Raw genomic sequence first — 22,187 nt, forward strand, 5'->3', positions numbered from 1 at the left:
AAGTTCGTCTTTCAATACAAATTTTGCGGAGGTAAAACTGCTTGTTTTGAATTTAGTAATGTTCCGGTTAGTTTTAGAGTTTAATGTTCGTTTATTAGTGAAAAAAGCAGTCGATTTATGCCTTGGTTCGGATAAAATTTGACAAATTACTGAAAAACGAATAAATAAAACTTGCAATTCAGAAAGTAAGTGTGTAGAATACGAATTGGTGTTTACGGACACCTTTTGTTGTTGAAGATATTGATAGAGAGAAAGGCGAGTTGAATTCGTGGAAACTTTTGATTATGAACAAGTCCAATTAATACCTGCTAAATGTGTGATTACAAGCCGTAGCCAGGCAGACACTTCAATTAAATTTGGAGGTCGTGAATTTGAAATACCAGTTGTGCCAGCAAACATGCAAACTGTATTAAATGAAGCGTTAGCTGAAGAATTGGCCCGCAAAGGTTACTTCTATATTATGCACCGTTTTGAACCAGAAAAACGTATGCCATTTATCAAGCATATGAATGCTGAAGGTTTATTTGCTTCAATTTCTGTTGGTGTAAAACCAGAAGAATATACTTTCATCGATGAAATCAAAGCAAGTGGTGAACGCGTAGACTACATTACAATTGATATTGCTCATGGTCATTCTGAGACTGTTATCGATATGATTAAATACATTAAAGAACAAATTCCGGAAACATTTGTGATTGCTGGTAACGTGGCAACACCTGAAGCAGTGCGTGATTTAGAAAACGCTGGTGCTGACGCTACTAAAGTAGGGGTTGGACCAGGTCGTGTATGTATCACTAAAATCAAAACTGGTTTTGGTACTGCTGGTTGGCAATTACAAGCGATTAAATTATGTGCTAAAGCAGCGCGTAAACCTATTATCGCTGATGGTGGTATCCGTACAAATGGTGATATCGCTAAATCTGTACGTTTCGGTGCATCAATGGTTATGGTCGGTTCATTATTAGCTGCCCACGTTGAATCACCAGGTGAAACTGTAGAGCAAGATGGTGTAACTTACAAAGAGTACTTTGGTTCAGCATCTCAATTCCAAAAAGGTATCTACAAAAACGTTGAAGGTAAGAAAATGTTGATTGAAAGCCGCGGTAGCTTATGGCACACAATGCGTGAAATGCAAGAAGATTTACAATCAAGTATTTCATACGCAGGTGGTCGTGACCTAGGTGCTTTACGTACGGTTGACTACATGATCGTACCAACTATTTACAACGGTGACTAATTTTAAGCCCGATACTATAACCATCGTTAATCATAAAATTTTACAGGGGCTGTGGCTAAAAGCTACAGTCCTTTTCTTGACGAAAAATTCGGATAAATTGGCTTGTCAGCCATGAAAGTTCTGGCCCTTTTGCCCAGAAAAAAGGGAAATATGGTATGATAAAGGGTAGATATTTTGTGAGAGGGAGGTGTTGATGGTGGCGAGAAAGCAGCAGAATGGACCTAAGGATAAGCGGTTATTGGCCATGCTGGTCCTGGCGGGATTGATTCTATTTCTATGGGTAGGTAACCGGATGGCGGAAGAGCGGTTGGGTGAGCCGGTTGAGGTGGCTAAAGAGGTGTCCCGGACGTCGTCGATTTACCAGGAGATTTTGGAGGACCACCAATTAGCGTCTGAGTCGTCGCGGGTGCGTCAAGCAGATGAAGGGAACAAGAATGACCAAGCATCTTCTTCTATAGAAGACAGTAGTTGGGATGGGGCAAGTTCTTCATCTGAATCAGAATCTGGTGGTGAATCGGCATCTGAAAGCCAACAAGGGGCTTCCTCGCTAGAGGAGGCTGAGGATCTAGGTCAGCTCTACCACCAGAACTCGCCTAGTGTGCCGGATGGGCAGGCTTATGTTGAAGTCAATGACAATGTGCCGATTTTTACGGATGCGGATTTGACGGATGTTGAAGAATCTTGGGAGCGGTATAGCCCTTTGGATGATTTGGGGCGGGTGTCTGAAGCCAGTGCCTTGTTAGGGGCGGACTTGATGCCGGCTGAATCGGAACAACGAGAAGCCTTGACCGCAATTACCCCAACTGGTTGGCAACAAAACCGGTATGATATAGTGTCGGCTGGCTGGCTGTATAACCGAAGTCATTTAATTGGTTTTCAGTTGACTGGTCAGCAGGATAATTTGCTGAACTTGATGACTGGGACCCGGTATTTCAATGTGGAAGGTATGCTACCTTTTGAAAACTATGTGGCTGCCTACGTGGAAGATAGTGAAAATCATGTCCGCTACCGGATTACCCCTTTATTCATGGGGGATGAACTACTGGCGCGCGGGATTTTCATGGAGGCTTATTCCATTGAGGATGGTGGTGAATTGCAATTCCATGTCTATATTCCAAATGTTCAACCAGGGATTGAAATTGATTATAGCGATGGGTCCAATCAATTAGCAGTATAAAATGAAAAGTCTGACTTGATTTAAGAAGCATTGCAATCAAGTCAGACTTTTATTTATTTATACGCTTTTACTTGCCGATCTAGAAATTGTTTTGCGACTTGTTGTCCAAAGGCAAAAGACATTTGTGCATTGTTGTTTCCGTATTGTGTGGTCATAATCCAACGTCCTGTCAAGAAGAGGTTGTCGAGTGTTCCATACCGTTGAGAAATGACTTGTCCTTGAGGCCAGGTGACTAGCACACCACCGTCTAAGGCAGGGGTAAATATGTCACGGTTAACCATGTTTTTTATGAATACAACTTGTTGTGTTGCCGGTAGTAATTGACTTTCAAATCCAGCTGCATTCACTAAAATATCCACATGCTTACTTGAACCGTTCTCAAAAATCAGTTCAAACCCACCGTCACTACACGGTTTGATATCCGCCAGTTTACTGTGGAAGGTCACCTTCCCCTCATCATACCACTGCATAATATCCTCTAGGGCTTCATGTATCATTTGGCTTCTGAAATGTTCAAAAATAGGCATATATTCTTGCTTGTATCTATTGCGGTCCAGTACCGACATGCCCATGTATATATAAGGCAAATAAGGCGTGACAATACCTGCATAAATTTGGAATATATGTAAATCGCGATCGTAGTGGGCTAATTCTTGACGAATCTGCGTGATAGAGCCACTACTATATCGGTCAATTACGCGTTTAACATCTACATTATTAACTGCCATATCTCCCATAAAAGTTTCCAAAATATTATCTAGCGGGATATAACCATTATGGGCTGACTGCTGATTTTTAATCCAATCCATATTAAACGTAGCCTGAATATAACCATCATATGGCCCTTGTTTGACAGAGGAGAATGGTGTAGATCGTGTAAAGAAGGTGATTGAACGAGCGAGCTGATTAGCATAGTGATATTGCAGGTAACGCATAACATCTAGACCAGTTAAGCCGGATCCAATGATGCCAATCTTTTTATTTGGATGAATGGCGGCAAGTTTCTCCTTTACCGGGTATGGATCATGGATATATCCACTGTGCCCCATTAAGTGATAGCGATCTGCATAAGGTGGATGCCCAATATTTAAGAAAACGACGTTATAGATGGTGTTCTGCCAATGACCATCAGCTGTTTGTAATTGATAGTGGTAATTCTTTTCCTGGCTGCCTGTAATATGACTACCTGCTTGATCTACAACTTGGATGTCTTGAATACGTTGGTAATGGATATGAACGTGGTCATTGTCTAAATAATGTTTCATACGGTCTTTTAGATAATCACCGTACATTGCACGGGGGATAAAGGCTCCTGGATTACAGTATTCTTTGTGGTGGTATGACAACCAGTCTAATAAATCATTAGGATTATCTGCTTCGATAGACAAATCTTTCGCATATGAATTCATTACTAACTTATGGTCGTCCTCTTGATAGGGGAAACCACTGCCTAAGGACGTAGATTCATCATAAATATCAATTGTTAAGGACTGCTTTGGATGTTGGTTTTTAAAATCAATTAGGGCTTTTAGGGTGCCATTTCCAGCTACACCTAATCCTACAATCGCGATTTGCATAGTGTTCTCCTTAAATGTTGTTAAAAAATTTTTTGTACGGACGAAAGTATATTGAAATATATTTGATTATTGCGTCTACTTTCCCCACTCTATTATCGCTATAAATTATAGCACATTCCTATATTTTATAAGAAACGCCCACGAAATATTTGTAGATCAAAAGAGGATAGGATTAGAATTCCCTAAATTTTATCTTAATGTAATGTTGTTTTATGTTAGGATATGGTATTTTTGTTGAATACGAAAAGGAGTTACAATTATGAAACCAAATTTAAATAAACAGCTGACAATGCGCGAGCTCATTGTCGTAGCTTCCACGTTGTTTGGCTTATTTTTTGGTGCTGGTAATATTATTTTCCCTGTTTTGATGGGACAAATGGCTGGTAACCATGTTTGGCAAGCAAGTCTAGGATTTATCATTACTGCAACTGGGCTACCTTTATTAGCAGTAGCTGCTATGGGGATGACGCACTCAGAGGGTGTCTTTCATTTAGCTAGTAAGATTTCTAGAAAATATGCATATTTTTTCACGGTAGCATTGTATTTAACCATAGGGCCGTTCTTCGCTAGTCCAAGGACGGCATCTGTATCTTTTGAAGTGGGTTTTGCGACAACAAGTTTCGCTGAGTCTCCCGTTGCTTTATTGATTTATTCAGCCTTATTTTTCGGTGTAGCCTTAGCATTATCACTTCGGCCATCAAATATTATGGATTATATAGGTAAATTCTTAAATCCTGTGTTCCTTATTTTCTTAGCAATTATTTTTATTCGTGCATTTACGATGCCAGAAATAAGCGTAGCTGAAGTTGAAGCGATTGCTAGCTATTCAAATCAAGCTTTTTTCCAAGGGTTTTTGGAAGGTTATAATACGATGGACGTATTAGCAGCATTGGCTTTTGGTATCATTATTATTCGCTCAATCCGTAAATTAGGCGTGAATGAACCTAAAAACTTGGCCAGTTCAACAGTAAAATCTGGTTTGTTAACTGCTATATTAATGGGTTTAATTTATTTCAGCTTAGCTATTTTAGGTACACAAAGTCGTGGCTTTATTGATGTTCAGGAAAATGGGGGCGTCGCGCTTTCATTGATCACCCAACACTACTTCGGTACAGCTGGTTCAATCTTATTAGCCATTGTGATGGTATTTGCTTGCTTGAAAACTGCTATTGGATTAATCGTAGCCTGTGCGGAAACATTTGAAGAGCTATTTCCAAGTAAATTATCATCAACACAATGGACGCTTTTATTCGCTGGCCTATCATTTATCGTTTCAAACGTTGGTTTAACAACGATAATCGGCTTATCTACGCCAGTATTAATGTTCCTATACCCATTGGCGATCTCACTTGTGATTTTAGCCCTAAGTGAACCCGTCTACACCAGTAAGCATGTCTACCGCTGGGTAACTGGCTTTACTATGGCTGCTGCCTTGTTTGACTTCATCAAAACATTACCAGATGGCATTTTCAACCTAATTGGTGGGGACGCAATCGGTCATTTTGCCGAAGCAGTCTTACCATTCTACGCCTACGGATTCGGCTGGCTAGTCCCAGCTCTTCTTGGACTCGTTATAGGTATTATTCTTACTGAAAAAGAAAAAAGAGCTAGTTAAACGAATCGAAAACACCTCTACTTCTTGGTTTGAAGTGAGGTGTTTTTTGTTTGCAACATTCAACTATCGTTTATAAACCTTATAGAGATTATTTTTTATTGCATATATGAACTGTTACGTATTCCAACAAAAATATAATAAATGTATATTTTCTTCTAGTGCTATGATAATAGTATCTTTTAGACGCCTATCTTCTGTGATAAAAATACTACTGAACTTGAAGCGCGTCGCAATGGCTAATGAAACTTTACGAATGATCTAGTTATGATAACTAGTAAAAGGAGTAGTTGTTAAAACTTGCTCTTTTTTTGTCTCGCGGTCATGGTAAACTATGACGACACCATTTTTAGTACAATGATGTATTTTTAAGGAGACCCGTAAATATGAAAACAGCAATTATCGTTGACTCAACAGCAACTTTACCAGAAGACCTTAGCAATTTGGAAAATGTATTCCAAATTAAACTGAGCGTTATTTTTCCAGACGGAGAAGTCCGTGAAGATTCAAGCGATCCCCAAGTGATTTCTGACTACTACAATGAATTAGAAACAATGACAGTGCTGCCTACAACATCACAACCGACAAACGGTCAAATATATGACGTATATGAAGAAATCGTCAAAGCGGGCTACGATGAAGTATATGGCGTGGTCGTTTCAGGGCAATTAAGTGGGACTAAATCTTCATTAGAAGCTGTGTCACGTGAATTTACTGACCAAGTAACTACCCATATTATCGATGCTAAATCGACTTCAGGGGTATCGCAACACCTAGTTCGCGAATGCCTACGTTTACTAGAAGCAGGCCACAAGGCGGAAAAAATCGTACCCGCCCTAAAACAAGTTGCTAATGAAAGTGAAACTTACATCTTGGTGGGTTCATTAGATAACTTAGTAAAAGGAGGCCGGTTATCAGCTGCCGGTGCCTTCTTTGGTAACCTATTAAAAATCACACCTTTAATTAAAATTGACCAAACGGGTGCGCTAGAAGTGATTGATAAAATCCGTACTGATCGTAAAATGAAAGAAAAATTCAAAGGGATTTACGAGACTGCCCACGCTAAGTATGGCGACCGTTTACATGTGTCTATAGCCCACTCAAACGCTTCAGAACGCGCCTTAGAACTTGTTGCCAATATGTCAGATGATATGGATATGTCACAAGTAACTATTTCTGCTTTAACGCCGGTTGTAGGGACCCATGTAGGGAACGGTTCGATTGGGATCTTTTTATTGGTAGATGCCGAATTGTAATATTCGAGAAAAATGCGATTTATCGCATTTTTTTTGTTATAATGTACCTTGAATAAACACAACACCAAGTGTTACAAGGAGGAGAATATTATGCGCTCAGCAATCATTGTAGATAGTACATCTAGTTTGCCTGACGAATTAAAAAACCATCCCGATGTGTACGAGGTAACTTTAAAGGTCGCTTTTAAAGATGGCGAAGTGATGGATGATACCACAAACGAAATGAGTTTGAAACACTTTTACCACAAAATGGTGAGTGTAGACGAATTGCCAACCTCATCTCAACCCGAACCAGCGGACTATTACCGAATTATGGATGAACTAATAGCCAAGGGTTACGACGAGGTTTATGGGGTCTTTATGTCTAGTAAACTGAGTGGGACCTTCCAAACAGCCCGTATGGTCATGCAAGAATATCAAGATCGAATCAATGTCCACTTAATCGATACCAAGGCTGTATCCATTATTATTGCTCACGAAGTGAAAGAATTGATTCGTCTGATTGAATCAGGCTATAAAGCTGAACAAATTATTCCAGCAATGAACCAAATGATTCAAGATTCAGAAATTTATATCTTTATTGAAGATTTAAACAACTTAGTTAAAGGTGGCCGGGCCAAAGCAGCCTCAGCCTTTATCGGGTCGGTATTAAAAATCTTTCCTATCCTACGATTTGAAGATGACGGTACAGTAGACGTTTTTGAGAAAATCCGTACTGAAGGAAAGATTAAAAAATCTTGGTTGCATATCTATGAAGAAGCCCGTGACCAATTCGGTGACCGTCTGCATTTAGGCTTTGCCCACGGTGATGCTTATGATAAGGCCGTTGAATTCAGAGACTTTTTCCTAGAACACTATCCAAATGAAGACATCATTATCCGTTATTTAACACCTGTTTTGGGGGTTCACGGAGGTAAGGGCTCCTTAGGTATGGGGTTACTAGTAGACGCTGACTTAGACTAAGTGAGGGCAATATGTTATCAACACTTATTTACTTGGAAAATGACTTAGACCAATACTTGATGCTCCACCGGACGAAAAAAGCCAACGACGTCAACCACGGGAAATGGATTGGGCTTGGCGGTAAATTTGAACAAGGTGAATCACCTATGGAATGTTTGGAAAGAGAAGTCAAGGAAGAGGCTAGCCAAAACTTGAAATCAGCCGTTTTTCGAGGGGTAGTCACTTTTATCTACGCTGACCAAGAACCCATGTATATTTTCTTATATACGGGTCAATTAGAAAATAATGAAGTTGGGGAAACTCGAGAAGGGGACTTAGCCTGGGTAGACAAGGATAAGATTTTTGACCTAACCCTTTGGGCAGGCGACCGTATTTTTCTTAAAGAATTAATCCAAACCACCGCTCTGATAGATATTAAATTAGTATATGATGAAAATGATGTTTTAAAATTGGTTGAGAAGCGGTAGAGTATATAGTAGTTGGAAATAAGTGATTGTTGTGAAATTGTAAGGTGACTATACCAATTTTTTACATATGAATTGTTTATATATAGTATATTGTAGAAATGAAAATGCCCTATTTACAGAAAGATTCATGTATCCTGAATCTTTTTTAGGTATGTAGTGATCACAATACTTCATTCACTAAATGAAAAGGAGGGAATGTAATGATAGATATCCATAATCATATATTACCTGGGGTGGATGATGGTGCTAAAGATATTGAAATGTCAATAGAGATGGCGAATGTCGCTGTCCAAGAAGGGATTACCCATATTTTAGCCACACCTCACCACCGTAATTCAGAATTCGTTAATGAACGTATTAAGGTTGAAGAGGCGGTTGGTCAATTACAAGTAGAGTTGGACCGTAGAGGCATTGATTTGGTTGTATTCCCAGGACAAGAAGTAAGACTTCATGGTGAATTATTGGACCATATTGACCAAGCTGAAATTTTATTTACAGATTTAGATGACCATTATATTTTAATTGAATTTCCAAGCCATGAAGTACCGCATTATGCAGAACAAGTTTTCTTTGATCTGTTATCCCGTAATATTCGTCCTATCATCGTTCATCCGGAACGAAATCAAAGGATTATTGAAAAACCAGAAGTATTAAAACGTTTTGTGGAGATGGGTTGTTACGCACAGTTAACAGCAGCTTCATATTTAGGGGAGTTTGGTTCTGGTGTTGAAGAAACGAGTCGTTTGTTGATTGAAGAAAATCTTGTCCATATGCTGGCTTCAGATGCCCACCGTCCACATGGACCTAGGGGCTTTAATATGGAGGCAGCCTTCAATAAAATGCAGGTTGAGTATGGGACTAGTATCGTGTTTGATTTTAAAGCCAATGCTAAAAGTTTGGTGAATGGGGATCCAATGATCACCAATTTTGTTTTAGACCAACCAAAACGTAAGAAGAAATTCTTCGGTCTCTTTTAGTTTATTGGATTTATAGTTTGTTATAAATATGTATCAGGAAAAAAGAAAAGAAAAAGTTGGGAGCGTAATGCGTAAATGAATTTTTCTAAATATCAAAAATATTCGATACTAGCGATTGCTGATTTTGTATCAATATTAGTCGCTGGTTTTACGGCATATTTATTACTTGAGATGTATGTAGGTTTAACCGTGTCAATGACGGCAGGCTTGTCTATTATATATTTCATCGCCTATATACTAGCTAGTTTAGCAACCAAAAACTACAATCTGATTATCCGCTATATGAGTTTCAAAGGGGCATCGGATTTACTAATTACCCATTTTATTGCGTCAATTTTAACTTTAGCGTCTGCAGCTATCATTTATAGAAGTTTTTCCATTCGTTTAGTATTTTTATTAACTGTATTCGCCATTGGGTTAACATTTGTGTCACGTGCGTTATGGCGATTTGCAATGGATCGTAGAAATAACGTACCGAATGGTGAAGGCGTCTTTGAACCGACATTGCTTGTTGGTGCTGGTCGAGGAGGGAATACCTTCCTTAAACAATTTAAAAATGATGGGGCTTATCGCTTTGTTGGGTTTGTGGATGACGATAAAGATCTTCTACATAAGAAGATGGATAATTTAAGTATTCTAGGTTGTGTGGATGATATTCCAGATATTATTGAACAATACCATTTACAAAATATCATTATTACTGCACCAACTTTGCCAAGTGAAAAAATTGAACAAATTTTAGATTGGGGTATTGAATACGATGTAGACGTTCGTCAGATGCCTTCAGTTGAAAAAACACTTTTAGGCTATCAAATGGATACAGTATCTGGTCCTCAAGAAATTGAAATTTCTGACCTGTTGGGTCGTGACGAAGTGGAATTAGACGATTCAGATGCCTTCCGTCAAATCTCTGGTAAAGACATCTTAGTTACAGGTGCCGGTGGTTCAATTGGTTCTGAAATATGTCGTCAGGTAGCTAAATTCGCACCAAAAACGATTTATCTTTTAGGGCACGGAGAAAACTCAATCTACTTGATCAATCAAGAGTTTGCTCAAAAAGACTTACCAAATACCCGGATTATTCCAATCATTGCGGACGTTCAAGATAAAGAACATATTGAACAAATCATGCAAACCTACAAACCAGATATCGTTTACCATGCAGCAGCGCATAAACATGTGCCGTTAATGGAAGCTAATCCAACTGAAGCAGTAAAGAATAACGTTTACGGCACAATGAATGTTGCCAATGCTGCCAAAAAAGCGAATGTAGATGTCTTTGTTATGGTATCTACAGATAAAGCGAATAATCCACCAAATGTGATGGGCGCTTCTAAAAGAATTGCAGAGATGCTAGTTACTGGTATGGATAAAATTTCGCCCCACACTAAATTTGCTGCTGTACGTTTTGGTAATGTACTAGGTTCGCGTGGTTCCGTTATTCCTGTATTCAAAAAGCAAATTGAAAAAGGTGGCCCAGTTACAGTTACAGACTTTAGAATGCGTCGTTACTTTATGACGATTCCTGAAGCTAGTCGCTTGGTTATCCAAGCAGGTGCCAAGGCACAGGGTGGTGAATTATTTATCTTAGATATGGGTAAAGATGTATTGATTCTGGACCTTGCTAAGAAAATGATTAAATTATCAGGCTTCACTGAAAAAGAAATTCCGATTGTTGAAAGTGGTATTCGTCCTGGTGAGAAATTATATGAAGAATTACTATTAACGGATGAAACAACTGGACAAAAAGTTGATGATAAAATTTTTGTTGGAAAAATTAAGAGTCGACCGGTTGAAGAAATCTATGAATTTGTTGAAACATTAGATTTAACTGCGGTAGATGATGATAGTTTAAATAAAAAATTAGTTGAATTTGTCCATCGTGATGCAAAGACATCTGATAATGGATAATGAGAATCAAGTAAAAAAATGATAGATAAATCAATATCTTATTGAAAACTTAAAAACTGGTATGGTAGACTGACATAGTTATGATAATATATTCAAATAGGAAGTAAATAATATCAATTATATTTGCTCGAGGAGGACGAGATGAACGACACCCAAGAAATCTCTTTAATTGAGATACTGAATATTCTTACTGCGAATATTTGGAAGATTATTTCAACCACTATCATTGGGATTGTATTAGCAGCCTTAGTGACATTTTTCTTAATGTCACCAAAATATACATCTACAACTGATATTGTTGTAAATAATACTGCTACCGCTACTACAGAAAATACAATCACACAAGCAGGCTTACAAGCAAACTTGACGCTTTTAAATACTTACCAATCATTGGTTAGTCGGCCATTGGTTTTAGATCCTGCCATTGCAAATGTACCTGAAGCAGAAGGCATGACGGCTAGTGAATTAGCAGAAAACGTGACAGTTTCTATGGATTCCGATTCATTACTATTTACCATTTCTGTAGAAAATGAATCACCGTATGTTGCTGCTAACTTAGCCAACGCAATTGCTGTATCTTTCTCTGAAGTTGTACAACAAGTATTACAAGTTGAGAATGTTTCAATTGTGACACCTGCGGAGCCTGGTCAATCGCCAACTTCACCAAATGTCATTTTAAATATCATTATTGGTGCATTGTTAGGATTAATTGTCGGTGTTGTATGGCAATTAGTCAATGCAATGTTAGATAATTCAGTTAAGAGCAGTGATATCATTGAAGAGCTTGGTTGGACTTTATTAGGAACTATTCCACAAATGGATAAAAGTAAAGTTGAAGATACGCGCTTCAAAGGTAATGCAGTCAAAGATGGTTCTAGAAACCGTCGTCGTGTCTAGGAGGTTCAATTTTGTTTAAGAATAAAAGAAAACATTTTGACAAGATGAATGCAGAACAACGCCTAGGCGCTAGTTTAATTACTGTTACGCAACCAAATGACGCCATTTCTGAATCTTTCCGTCAAATCCGTACAAATATCCAATTCTCAATGGTTGACCATGATTTTAAATCAATCATGTTCACATCATCTGGTGTTTGGGAAGGTAAATCAACTGTTACAGCTAACACTGCTGCTGTAATGGCGCAACAAGGCTTGCGTGTCTTATTAGTAGACGCTGATTTACGTAAACCAACAGTAGCTAAAACATTCAATATCAACACAACTGTTGGTTTGACAAGTTTACTAACAGACCGTGATGCAAACATCATGGATACTGTAAACTATGTTGCGGATGCAAATATTTACATTTTAGCAGCTGGTCCAGTTCCACCAAACCCGTCTGAACTATTGGGTTCAAACCGTATGGCTGAATTAATCGGCGAATTAGAAGAAATGTTTGACTTAGTTATTTTTGATACACCACCAATTCTAGCTGTTACCGATGCACAAGTTGTTGCAACGCGTGTAGATGGCGTGATTGTGGTTGTGCGTTCAGGAATTGCTAACAAAAACGAAGTACGCAAAACAAAAGATTTATTGGACGTGGTAAATGCCAACGTCATTGGTGCCGTATATAACGGTGAAGATGCCAATAAATTAGGCTACGGTTATGGTTATGGCTACGGTTATGGCTATGGTCAAAGCGAAACAAGCAAATAATAGATTTCAAACTAAGGGATAGAGTTTCGGCTCCATCTCTTTTTTTGCGCTCGCGAATCGGTTTAGTCAGGAATGCTAGGGATTTCGATCATTTTTTGGATGACTTTTGATAATGCTTTTGATTCTGGGTATGTTATCCTAGTCGGAGAAGTAAAATAACTTGTGAATTTCGGCAAAGGAGAATATACGAATGGATTATAGACGATTTGGTGATGTGTTAGTTGTACGACTTGATAGAGGCGAAGAAATTATTGCTACTTTGGCAGAATTAGCTAAGCGTGAGAAAATCTCTTTAGCAACTGTTCAAGGGATTGGCGCTTGTGACCAGGTGAAATACAGCCTATACAATGTGGCAGAGCGTTCATACAGCCCTAACGAACTAAGTGAAGAGTTAGAGTTAACTTCATTGACCGGCAATATGTCGATAATGGACGGCGAACAATATAACCACCTACATGCTACATTTGGCCGTGCAGATGGGTCAGTAGTTGGTGGTCACTTGAACGAAGCCATTATTTCAGGTACGGGTGAAATTTTTGTCCATATGATTTCTGGTGAGGTGGAACGATCGAAAGACGAAGCAGAAACCGGTTTGAATTTGTTCGATTTCAATAAATAAGGTCTATGTCCGTCTGATTGTAAAATGAATGGTGTATGACTAACAGAAAGTTCCCTAACTAACAAATTGTAAGCTAAATTCTTGTGTTAATTCGGATTTGAAATTATAATAGAGCTATCTAAAGATATATTCAAAAATGAACGGAGAATAATGATGACAACAATAAAAGAGAAGTTTGGATTTAAACCAAATGAAGGCTTGCAATTTGGCCTATATTCTTTAGGTGACTATGCCCTAAACCCACATACCAACCAAGGGGTAGGGGAACAAAAAAGAATTCAAGAATTAATCGAAACAGCTCAGCACGCTGAACAAGCAGGCTTAGATATTTTTGCCCTTGGTGAATCTCACCAAGAACACTTTGTCTCTCAAGCCCATGCAGTCATTTTAGGGGCCATTGCTCAAGCGACGAGTAAGATTAAATTATCCTCTTCATCAACTGTTGTATCGACATCTGACCCGGTTCGAATTTACGAAAACTTCGCTACTTTAGATTTAATTTCTGACGGACGGGTTGAATTAGTAGGTGGTCGTGCATCTCGAATTGGTTTATTTGAACTATTAGGTTATGAATTACGTGACTATGAAGAATTGTTCGAAGAAAAATTTGAGTTATTGAATTACATCAACCAGCAAGTTGAAAAGGGTGAAAAAATCACTTGGGAAGGGCAATTCCGCCACCGTTTAAACCAAGCAGAAATTTTCCCTAAACCAAAAAATCACTTTATTCCAATTTGGCGGGGTGTAGGTGGATCACCAGCTTCTGCAGTGAAAGCAGGACGTGCGGGTATTCCTATGGTTCTCACTACACTAGCTGGGCCGGCTATGGCTTTTTATCCGGCTGTAGAGGCCTATCGTGAAGAATTAGCCAACCTAGGTATAGACCCAACAACCTATCCTTTAACGACAGCTAGCCCTATGTATATTGCCCCTACAGGTCAAGAAGCTTTGGCGGAATTCTACCCCCATGTAAAATCATCATTCTTACATTCAAACGGCTCAATTTTCCCTAAACAACAATTCGCTCAATCAAGATCTGTTCAAGATACGATGATGGCGGGCAGTCCAGAAACGATTGTTGATAAATTGCTTTACCAATATGAAGTTTATGGTATGGACCGGTATATCGGCCAAATTGATATGGGTGGGGTGCCTATTGGTAAAATCAAACGAACCATTGATTTACTAGGTGAAAAGGTCATTCCTGAAGTGAAGAAATATACTAAGAAAAACTAGTGTAAAACAATAATTCAATATAACATTGTGAATATATAAAAATACAAGGAGCTGAAAATAACCAATTCAGCTCTTTTTCTTTGTTTAAAAGAATACAAACTACCTTTAAAACCGCTATCTTTTTGCCGTATCATTCTCATTGTAAGAGCTTACAACAATATTTACAAAGTGAATATTCAAATAAGGTGCACCCAACCATCTTGAAAGGATGCACCTGCTTTATTTTTTATTTCAGATAGTCATAATCAATAGGTCTTTGAATCATAGCTTTGAAATGGTCAAAATCTTCCGAATTCCCAAGCGCCCACATAGCCTTCATAACTAGGGCTTCGCTGGTAATATTGGCTGTTTCAATAATATGCTTTTCTCCTAAAATAGACTGGCCAACTGCATAAACTTCATAATCAGACCCTTCCATTGGGACCTGTGTGGTTAAAATCACATATTTGCCTTGTTTAACGGCTGCCCAAATTTGCCCTGCATAATCAAGAGCACTCAATTGCGGAATCCCACCAATCCCAAAACCTTCAATAATGATCACATCCACCATTTGACAATAGGCTTCAATGACTTGAGCAGGAAGGCCGGGCGTTAATTTAATCAAGCCCACGCGCGGATTCAATCGGTTGTAGAATTCAACTGGCCCTAAATCATTAGATTGATTTAAAATAGGTAAAACCCTTTGTGAACGGACAACTGCCCGGTTGGCGAAATCGATGGTTTGAAAGGCTTGATAAGACCGCGACCGGACTTTGCGCGACCGGGTGCCCAGCAAGACTTCCCCATGGAATACAATCGATACAGCGTAAGCCTGGTCAGAAATAGCGTAGGTTACAGCATCTAGGATATTTTTCACGCCATCGTTGCCAATTTTTGATAGGGGCACTTGTGACCCAGTAAAGACAATTGGTTTGGCGCTATTTTGAACCAGGTAAGATAGGGCAGCAGCCCCGTAAGCCATGGTATCTGTCCCATGCACCACAATAAAGCCATCATAAGCCTCATATTGGTCCTGGATCACTTGGGCCATATGAAGCCAATTTTCCGGCTGCATATTGGTTGAATCGATAGACAATAGATTGACTGCATCATAAGTAAAGTCTAATCCAGAAGACGCTAGGATTTCAGTTAGTTCTTGGTTGATGGTCCCGGCAACGAGCCCGTGGTCAGAATCTTGTGCCGAAATGGTCCCACCAGTTAGTATAAATAAAACGCGCTTGGTCATGTCATACTCCTCATAAAAATCGTTTAGGGCCATTATAACATGAAAAACCCTAGTAGACAGGTGTATCCACTAGAGTCTCTTTATTGTAATATAATCGAATTGAACCTTACAGACGGATTTGTCCGTCCCCATAAATCACGTATTTATAAGTCGTTAAAGCTTCAATCCCCATTGGTCCACGGGCATGCAATTTCTGCGTTGAAATTCCAATTTCCCCACCGAATCCAAATTTATCGCCATCTGTAAAGCGAGATGAGGCATTGACAACCACCGCAGCAGCATCAATATCATCCACGAATTGACGGGCTACCGAGTAGTCTTGGGTTACAATCACTTCTGTGTGGGCAGATGAATAAGTTTGGATATGTTCAACCGCTTCATCATAGCCAGAAGTCACTTTGATCGCAATTTCATAAGCTAAGAACTCCGTCGCATAATCTTCCTCATTGACAGGTAAGATGTCGATCTTTCCTTGCAAGATTTCCTGCGTTCTTTGGTCCCCGTGCACCACAACCTTGTCCGCCTTAAAGGATTCAACGATTTGTGGCAAGAAGGATTCCGCGACTTTTTCGTCGACGAGTAGGTTTTCTAAAGCATTACATACTGAAACCCGCTGCAGCTTCCCATTTTTCAAAATGGCTAAAGCCTTGTCTAAATCAGCCGCTTCGTGTACGTACAGGTGGTCGTTTCCAATACCGGTTTCAATAGTTGGCACAGTTGCGTTCTTCACGACATTTTGAATTAAGGCTGCACCACCACGTGGAATTAACACATCCAAGTATTGGTTCATCTGCATAAATTGGGTCGCTAAAGCCCGGTCAGGATTGTCGATCAAGTTGACCGCATCTGTTGTCACGCCAGCTTTTGATAAACCAGCTTTAATGGCTTCAATAATGGCTAAATTGGATTGAATAGTCTCGCTACCCCCACGCAAAATCACGGCATTACCCGCTTTAAAGGTTAGAGCAGTAGCATCAGCTGTTACATTTGGACGTGATTCGAAAATAATCCCGATAACCCCAAGTGGTACACGTTTCTTCCCAATCTCAATGCCATCTTCAGTAAACCACATTTCATCCGTTTGCCCGATGATATCCGGCAAATTCGCCACCTTTTCAAAACCAGCGGCCATATTGTCAATCCGGCTTTCAGTTAAGGTCATGCGCTCAATAAAGCTTTCGGGGCGTCGACCAGCCTCTCGTGTATTTTCAATATCGGCCTGGTTAGCCGCTAAAATAGCCGCTTGGTTATCCCGTAAAGACTTGGCCATTGCTAGTAAAGCCGCATTTTTTTGTTGGCTTGGCAACTTGCCTAATTCCCGTGATGCTAACTTTGCCGCTTTACCAAGATTCACTAAACCTTGTGCATCAATCATGTCTGTACCTCCATTACATTAGAATTATGAGTATTTTCTCATTGTGTTCATTAATTATAACCATTTCTCTTGAGAAAGGCTATTGGATTCGCTTATTTTGGTATGAAAAGTGTCCCAATTGATTCGCCCTTAACTAAGTCTAAAATCTGCATAGGATCTTCAGATGACATAATCACCGTCATTTGTCCGGATTTTAAAGATTCATTAGCAGCTGTTAATTTCGTTTCCATTCCACCAGTTGAAAAAGCCGAAACATCACCCTTAGCCATATCTATTAAATCGTCAGTCACCTCATGCAAGACATCAAAGCGAACCGCATCAGGATTTCGCTTCGGATTGTCATCATAAAAGCCGTCTACATCTGTTAGAAATATCAACAAATCCGCGTCCATCGTCGAAGCAACTAAAGCAGATAGGGTATCGTTGTCACCAAAACGGGTTTGATGGTCCAGTTCATCAACTGCTACCGCATCGTTTTCATTGATAATCGGTAAGATTTTTTGACCTAGTAAGGCATTCATGGCATTTTTGTAGTTGTTGTAAGAATCCGGGAAGTCGATAATATCCCGTGTTAACAAGATTTGCCCGATAAATTGGCTGTAGTAGTTAAATGACCGACTATATAAATTCATCAAAGCTACTTGTCCAACAGCGGCAGTCGCTTGCTGTGATGCCATATCGGTAGGTCGGCTAGTTAAGCCCATTTTGACAGAACCAACACCAATCGCACCCGAGGTTACAAGAATTACTTCTTTACCTTCTTGAATTAAGGTAGAAAGGGCCAAAGCTAGGCGGTCAATCCGGTTATAATTAATTTGATTTTGATCATTCAAAAGAGAATGTGTCCCAATTTTCACAACAATTCTCTCTGCGCTTAAAATTCCTTCACGATTCATCTCATTCACCCTCACCTAAAAATTTTGTATATTAAAAGTGTTTTACTCTTTTTTAATCGAATTGAAATCTCACTCTGTTATTATAGCATAGAGGACCTGTGAATTTTAGGCAGGTAAAAGAGAAATGGGAAAAACGAGGAGTGACTTAAGTGTCAAAAATGAATATCAGTCTATTTAACAAGGCCTACATCGCCGTCGTCTTGGCCTTTATTTTAGCCATCGGCGCCTATGATATCAGCTATAGCAAGACCAATGCCGATAAAGAAACGACCACAAACCAGCCAACAGAAACCGCAACCACAACCACAGCCACTGAAGAGAGTGCCTCTGCTGCCTCTTCAGAAGATGGGGAAAAGGCTGAAGCACATAAAGCTGAGTTGGCAGAAACCATTACTACGCCAGTCGCTTCAAATGCGATAACCGATGAAGAAGTCAGTCAAATGGCCGAATATTCAGCCGACTATGCAGATGATATCCAAACTTATTCTGTGAAGGATATTGCAACAAATGTAGCTGCTGCGCTGGAACTGGACGAAACTGCAGCCTTAGCCCAGTTGCTGACAGACCTACCTAAAGAAGTTGATGTAGATTCAGCACAAAATCAATTAGTCAATAAACTTAACCCATTACTTACCGAACCAGTGATGGATTTTGCTTATGCAAGTTCAGGTAAACCCTATAACGCCACAATCACAGATGCTTATACTGCACTAATCGACGGTGCTACAAATGCTGGATATACACTCGCTACTATTTCTGCCCACCGAACAATAGCTTACCAAGCACAAAATGTGGAGAATGGTTTTCAAGATTACTTAGCTCAAGGCTACTCAGAATCAGAAGCGCGTGACCTAACAAATGATTATTTTGCACCAGCAGAAGCCAGTGAACATTCAACTGGACTAGCCTTTGACTGGTTAGGCACTGAATGGACAGGAATAGGTGGCAGTTTAGATGAGGCTTATGCAGACCAACCATCAGCTCAATGGCTCGCAGAAAATGCCCAAGATTATGGCTTTATTTTACGGTACCCACAAGGAAAAGAGCAGGTAACGGGGTATAGCTTTGAGCCATGGCACTACCGTTATGTTGGTGTAGAAGCTGCGCAATATATCACTAAGTATGACATCACATTAGAAGAATTCTTAGCCCTAGTAAACTATCAAACAGCATTAACTGAAGAAGGCTTAGTTTAAAGGACTGACTTAATTGTTCACAAACTAAAAGAGTAAAGCAAAAAGCGCCCAAACATCATGTTCGGGCGCTTTTTACGGGATATATTTTTTAGAAATTAAAGTCCATAGTTGCGAAGTAGTCTTCTGGTGTTTCAGGACGACGGATTTGTTTAAATGTGCCGTCTTCTTTTAACATGACTTCTGCTGACCGCAATTTGGCGTTGTATTGGTAACCCATTGAGGCACCGTGGGCTCCGGCATCGTGGATCCAGATGTAGTCGCCAATATTTGTTTTTGGTAACTGACGGTCGATAGCGAATTTATCATTATTTTCACATAGACCACCTGTTACATCGTATGTTTGGTCGGCAGTTTCGTCTTCTTTGCCTAAGACAGAGATGTGGTGGTAAGCGCCGTACATTGCTGGACGTAATAGGTCAGAGGCAGATGCGTCTAATCCTATGTAGTCTTTGTAAGTGATTTTTTCATGTAGGACTTTGGCTACTAAACCACCGTTTTCAGCTAACATCCAACGACCTAATTCAGTAAAGATGGCAACGTCACCTAAGCCAGCTGGTTCCATGATGTCTTCGTATGCCTGGCGCACACCGTCACCGATGATGTCGATGTCTGCAGGTGTTTCTTCTGGTTTGTAAGCCACCCCAACACCACCTGATAGGTTGATGAAGGTGATATTTAAATCAGTTTGGTCTTTTAATTCAACCGCTAATTCAAATAATGTACGTGCTAATTTTGGATAGTATTCGTTTGATGTCGAACCTGAAACCAAGAATGAGTGGATACCGATGTTTTTCACGCCGTAGTCTGCTAATTTTTGGAAGGCTTGGCGGGTTTGTTCTGGTGTCATACCGTATTTGGCGTCACCAGGGTTGTCCATGATGCCGTTCGCAACTTCGAATGTCCCACCTGGATTGTAACGGATACAAACAGTTTCTGGAAATTCGCCTACGTGTTCTTTGAAGAAGTCGATATGCGTGATGTCGTCAAAGTTAATGATCGCACCAAGTTCAGCTGCTTTTTTGAAATCAGCTGCTGGCGTTACGTTAGATGAAAACATGATATCATGACCTGAAAAACCAACTTTGTCGGCTAATACAAGTTCTGTATAAGATGCACAGTCGACACCCATGCCTTCTTCCTGCATAATTTTTAATACGTGTGGATTGGGTGTGGCTTTAACAGCGAAATATTCATGGAAGTTAGGGTTCCAAGAGAAAGCTTTTTTCAGACGACGACAGCGGTCTCTGATACCGGCTTCGTCGTATAAATGGAATGGAGTAGGGATTTCAGCAGCAATTTCTTCAACTTTTGCCAGGCTAGTAAATGGACGTTTGTTTTGCATGAATTGTTGTCTCCTTTAAATTTAATCTTACTCTCATTATGAAGAAAAAAGGTGGTTTATGCAAGTTTAGAATCCTTAACTGGTAATGACCTTATAAAAAAAGCAATAATATGAAAAATCTATGTGAATTGGCTTGACAATTTTTTTAATTAAATCTATGATAATGCTATTGAAAGACGCAACTAGATGAATGACAGCCATATTCGAGGGGATTTATTGATGAAAATGAACAGCCTACATACGAATAATCGCTTTTACTTTAGCTATTTTAGGTAGTTTGTATTTATGAAATCTGTTTTAGATCATAGATACAAACGTCAGTAAACAACTGAACCGTATCTATGATGGCTAAACATTTTGTTGCGTAACAAGTGGCCACGTAGAGATAAAATCTATTGTGGCATAGCTAGATATTTTAGCGCTATAAGCACCTATTTAGATTTTATCTGGATAGGTGCTTTTTCTTTGGATTGATTGTAAAGGGGAGTAAATAATGAAAAGATTGAGCTTAAAGAAAGGCTTGGTAGCTTTAGTAGCTAGTTTGGCGATTTTTGCGGCTGGCTGTGAGAATGCTGAAGATAATGGCATTTTAGATATCGGTATTTTGTCGATTATGGACCACAATTCCTTAAATGATGCGGAGCAAGGTTTTATTGATGGAATGACTGAACTAGGTTATGAAGAGGGCATTGACGTGGTTTACCACCGGATGAATGCCCAAGGGCAGCAAGCTAATTTGTATCCAATGGCAGGACAATTGTTGAAGAATTCTGAGCTAATTTTGGGTATCGGAACGCCAACTATTCAGGCACTAGCCGTGACGGAAGAGGAGAAACCACTCCTTTTTACAGCTGTGACTGACCCTATAACAGCTGGTTTGGCGGCATCACTAGATGGTTCGGGCCGAAATGTGACGGGAACAAGCGACCAGATGCCGGTTGAGAAGCAAGTTGAGCTATTAATGTCGATTAAACCTGAAGTGGAAAAAGTTGGCATCATTTACAACACAGGTGAGGTCAACTCGCAAATTCAAGCAGAACAAGCTGAAGCAACTATTGTAGCGGCCGGTAAAACGCCAGTCATTCGTACGGTCACCTCAACTAATGATGTACAGCAAGCTTTGAACTCTGTCATGTCAGAAGCGGAATTGCTATATATTCCAACAGATAATATCATGGCAGGGACAGCGTCAACGGTGGGTGCGGTTTCTGAACAGTACCAAGTACCGGTTGTTGCTGGATCAATTGACCAAGTGGAAGATGGTGGACTAGCGACTTATTCATTAAACTACTACGAATTGGGCCGTCAAACAGCTGAAATGGCAGCACGGGTAATTGAAGGTGAAGATCCTTCGACCATGTCGATTGAGCAAGCTAAAGAATTAGAATTATACGTAAATGAAGACATGGCGGAAGCGTTGGGCATTGATCCGGGCAGCATCCAAGTGACAGAATAAAGGGAAG

The 22,187-nt window shown here is 39.7% G+C and carries 19 protein-coding genes; 14 read left to right on the plus strand and 5 right to left on the minus strand.

All coding sequences use genetic code 11. The features are described 5' to 3' along the window. Nucleotides 1–268 precede the first annotated feature (268 nt). Both A6J77_RS06115 and A6J77_RS06120 read left to right on the plus strand, forming a co-directional pair. Nucleotides 269–1,237 (plus strand): GMP reductase, encoded by a 969-nt coding sequence (locus tag A6J77_RS06115; protein ID WP_083069085.1) that lies wholly within the window; start codon nt 269–271, stop codon nt 1,235–1,237. Between the two features lie 193 nt (nt 1,238–1,430). Beyond that, nucleotides 1,431–2,414 (plus strand): DNA/RNA non-specific endonuclease, encoded by a 984-nt coding sequence (locus A6J77_RS06120; protein ID WP_227645134.1) that lies wholly within the window; start codon nt 1,431–1,433, stop codon nt 2,412–2,414. A gap of 53 nt (nt 2,415–2,467) precedes the next feature. Here the strand turns inward: A6J77_RS06120 and A6J77_RS06125 are convergent, their stop codons facing one another. Next, a complete protein-coding gene (locus A6J77_RS06125) occupies nt 2,468–3,991 on the minus strand; it encodes an FAD/NAD(P)-binding protein (protein ID WP_083069087.1) in 1,524 nt (507 codons plus the stop codon). A gap of 259 nt (nt 3,992–4,250) precedes the next feature. On the opposite strand from A6J77_RS06125, the gene brnQ reads away from it, so the two are divergent. From brnQ to A6J77_RS06175, 10 genes are all read left to right on the plus strand, one after another. Further along, nucleotides 4,251–5,606, plus strand: a complete 1,356-nt coding sequence (brnQ, locus tag A6J77_RS06130; RefSeq protein ID WP_083069089.1) for a branched-chain amino acid transport system II carrier protein — start codon at nt 4,251–4,253, stop codon at nt 5,604–5,606. A 383-nt stretch (nt 5,607–5,989) separates the two neighbouring features. After that, nucleotides 5,990–6,859: a DegV family protein gene (locus A6J77_RS06135; protein WP_083069091.1), complete on the plus strand. Its 870-nt coding sequence runs from the start codon at nt 5,990–5,992 to the stop codon at nt 6,857–6,859. Nucleotides 6,860–6,949: 90 nt separating this feature from the next. Continuing rightward, entirely contained in the window at nt 6,950–7,822 is an 873-nt protein-coding gene (locus A6J77_RS06140; RefSeq protein ID WP_083069093.1) for a DegV family protein, read from the plus strand. A gap of 11 nt (nt 7,823–7,833) precedes the next feature. Next, entirely contained in the window at nt 7,834–8,289 is a 456-nt protein-coding gene (locus tag A6J77_RS06145; RefSeq protein ID WP_083069099.1) for an NUDIX hydrolase, read from the plus strand. 200 nt (nt 8,290–8,489) lie between these two features. Then, complete coding sequence (locus tag A6J77_RS06150; RefSeq protein WP_083069101.1) at nt 8,490–9,266, plus strand: tyrosine-protein phosphatase; 777 nt, start codon at nt 8,490–8,492, stop codon at nt 9,264–9,266. A gap of 75 nt (nt 9,267–9,341) precedes the next feature. Then, nucleotides 9,342–11,177, plus strand: a complete 1,836-nt coding sequence (locus A6J77_RS06155; protein ID WP_083069103.1) for a polysaccharide biosynthesis protein — start codon at nt 9,342–9,344, stop codon at nt 11,175–11,177. Nucleotides 11,178–11,318: 141 nt separating this feature from the next. After that, nucleotides 11,319–12,074 carry a YveK family protein gene (locus A6J77_RS06160; protein ID WP_083069105.1) on the plus strand — a complete coding sequence of 252 codons (756 nt, stop codon included), beginning with the start codon at nt 11,319–11,321 and terminating at the stop codon, nt 12,072–12,074. A gap of 11 nt (nt 12,075–12,085) precedes the next feature. Then, nucleotides 12,086–12,835 carry a CpsD/CapB family tyrosine-protein kinase gene (locus A6J77_RS06165; protein WP_083069107.1) on the plus strand — a complete coding sequence of 250 codons (750 nt, stop codon included), beginning with the start codon at nt 12,086–12,088 and terminating at the stop codon, nt 12,833–12,835. Between the two features lie 190 nt (nt 12,836–13,025). Beyond that, entirely contained in the window at nt 13,026–13,454 is a 429-nt protein-coding gene (locus A6J77_RS06170) for a PPC domain-containing DNA-binding protein (protein WP_083069109.1), read from the plus strand. Nucleotides 13,455–13,607: 153 nt separating this feature from the next. Continuing rightward, nucleotides 13,608–14,690, plus strand: coding sequence for an LLM class flavin-dependent oxidoreductase (locus A6J77_RS06175; RefSeq protein ID WP_083069111.1), 1,083 nt, complete (start codon nt 13,608–13,610; stop codon nt 14,688–14,690). 226 nt (nt 14,691–14,916) lie between these two features. Here the strand turns inward: A6J77_RS06175 and A6J77_RS06180 are convergent, their stop codons facing one another. The 3 genes from A6J77_RS06180 to proB all read right to left on the minus strand — a co-directional run bounded on the left by A6J77_RS06180 (nt 14,917) and on the right by proB (nt 18,186). Next, complete coding sequence (locus A6J77_RS06180) at nt 14,917–15,915, minus strand: asparaginase (protein ID WP_083069113.1); 999 nt, start codon at nt 15,913–15,915, stop codon at nt 14,917–14,919. 106 nt (nt 15,916–16,021) lie between these two features. Beyond that, nucleotides 16,022–17,290, minus strand: a complete 1,269-nt coding sequence (locus A6J77_RS06185; RefSeq protein ID WP_083069115.1) for a glutamate-5-semialdehyde dehydrogenase — start codon at nt 17,288–17,290, stop codon at nt 16,022–16,024. 92 nt (nt 17,291–17,382) lie between these two features. After that, nucleotides 17,383–18,186: a glutamate 5-kinase gene (proB, locus tag A6J77_RS06190; protein ID WP_083069122.1), complete on the minus strand. Its 804-nt coding sequence runs from the start codon at nt 18,184–18,186 to the stop codon at nt 17,383–17,385. 158 nt (nt 18,187–18,344) lie between these two features. Between proB and A6J77_RS06195 the strand changes: the two genes are divergently transcribed. Next, entirely contained in the window at nt 18,345–19,382 is a 1,038-nt protein-coding gene (locus A6J77_RS06195; protein WP_083070262.1) for a M15 family metallopeptidase, read from the plus strand. An 88-nt stretch (nt 19,383–19,470) separates the two neighbouring features. On the opposite strand, the gene A6J77_RS06200 is transcribed toward A6J77_RS06195, so the two are convergent. After that, nucleotides 19,471–20,724 carry a diaminopimelate decarboxylase family protein gene (locus tag A6J77_RS06200; protein WP_083069124.1) on the minus strand — a complete coding sequence of 418 codons (1,254 nt, stop codon included), beginning with the start codon at nt 20,722–20,724 and terminating at the stop codon, nt 19,471–19,473. Nucleotides 20,725–21,217: 493 nt separating this feature from the next. Between A6J77_RS06200 and A6J77_RS06205 the strand changes: the two genes are divergently transcribed. Then, the gene (locus tag A6J77_RS06205; protein WP_083069126.1) at nt 21,218–22,180 is read left to right on the plus strand and encodes an ABC transporter substrate-binding protein; all 963 of its coding nucleotides are present in this window, start codon (nt 21,218–21,220) and stop codon (nt 22,178–22,180) included. Nucleotides 22,181–22,187 lie beyond the last annotated feature (7 nt).

Source organism: Aerococcus viridans (assembly GCF_002083135.2).
Taxonomy (GTDB): Bacteria; Bacillota; Bacilli; order Lactobacillales; family Aerococcaceae; genus Aerococcus; species Aerococcus viridans_C.

Bases quoted from the DNA above. Each gene is read 5' to 3' on its own strand.
- A6J77_RS06120 (WP_227645134.1), top strand. From the start codon at position 1,431: ATGGTGGCGAGAAAGCAGCAGAATGGACCTAAGGATAAGCGGTTATTG.
- A6J77_RS06125 (WP_083069087.1), bottom strand. From the start codon at position 3,991: ATGCAAATCGCGATTGTAGGATTAGGTGTAGCTGGAAATGGCACCCTA.
- brnQ (WP_083069089.1), top strand. From the start codon at position 4,251: ATGAAACCAAATTTAAATAAACAGCTGACAATGCGCGAGCTCATTGTC.
- A6J77_RS06135 (WP_083069091.1), top strand. From the start codon at position 5,990: ATGAAAACAGCAATTATCGTTGACTCAACAGCAACTTTACCAGAAGAC.
- A6J77_RS06140 (WP_083069093.1), top strand. From the start codon at position 6,950: ATGCGCTCAGCAATCATTGTAGATAGTACATCTAGTTTGCCTGACGAA.
- A6J77_RS06145 (WP_083069099.1), top strand. From the start codon at position 7,834: ATGTTATCAACACTTATTTACTTGGAAAATGACTTAGACCAATACTTG.
- A6J77_RS06150 (WP_083069101.1), top strand. From the start codon at position 8,490: ATGATAGATATCCATAATCATATATTACCTGGGGTGGATGATGGTGCT.
- A6J77_RS06155 (WP_083069103.1), top strand. From the start codon at position 9,342: ATGAATTTTTCTAAATATCAAAAATATTCGATACTAGCGATTGCTGAT.
- A6J77_RS06160 (WP_083069105.1), top strand. From the start codon at position 11,319: ATGAACGACACCCAAGAAATCTCTTTAATTGAGATACTGAATATTCTT.
- A6J77_RS06170 (WP_083069109.1), top strand. From the start codon at position 13,026: ATGGATTATAGACGATTTGGTGATGTGTTAGTTGTACGACTTGATAGA.
- A6J77_RS06175 (WP_083069111.1), top strand. From the start codon at position 13,608: ATGACAACAATAAAAGAGAAGTTTGGATTTAAACCAAATGAAGGCTTG.
- A6J77_RS06180 (WP_083069113.1), bottom strand. From the start codon at position 15,915: ATGACCAAGCGCGTTTTATTTATACTAACTGGTGGGACCATTTCGGCA.
- A6J77_RS06185 (WP_083069115.1), bottom strand. From the start codon at position 17,290: ATGATTGATGCACAAGGTTTAGTGAATCTTGGTAAAGCGGCAAAGTTA.
- proB (WP_083069122.1), bottom strand. From the start codon at position 18,186: ATGAATCGTGAAGGAATTTTAAGCGCAGAGAGAATTGTTGTGAAAATT.
- A6J77_RS06195 (WP_083070262.1), top strand. From the start codon at position 18,345: ATGAATATCAGTCTATTTAACAAGGCCTACATCGCCGTCGTCTTGGCC.
- A6J77_RS06200 (WP_083069124.1), bottom strand. From the start codon at position 20,724: ATGCAAAACAAACGTCCATTTACTAGCCTGGCAAAAGTTGAAGAAATT.
- A6J77_RS06205 (WP_083069126.1), top strand. From the start codon at position 21,218: ATGAAAAGATTGAGCTTAAAGAAAGGCTTGGTAGCTTTAGTAGCTAGT.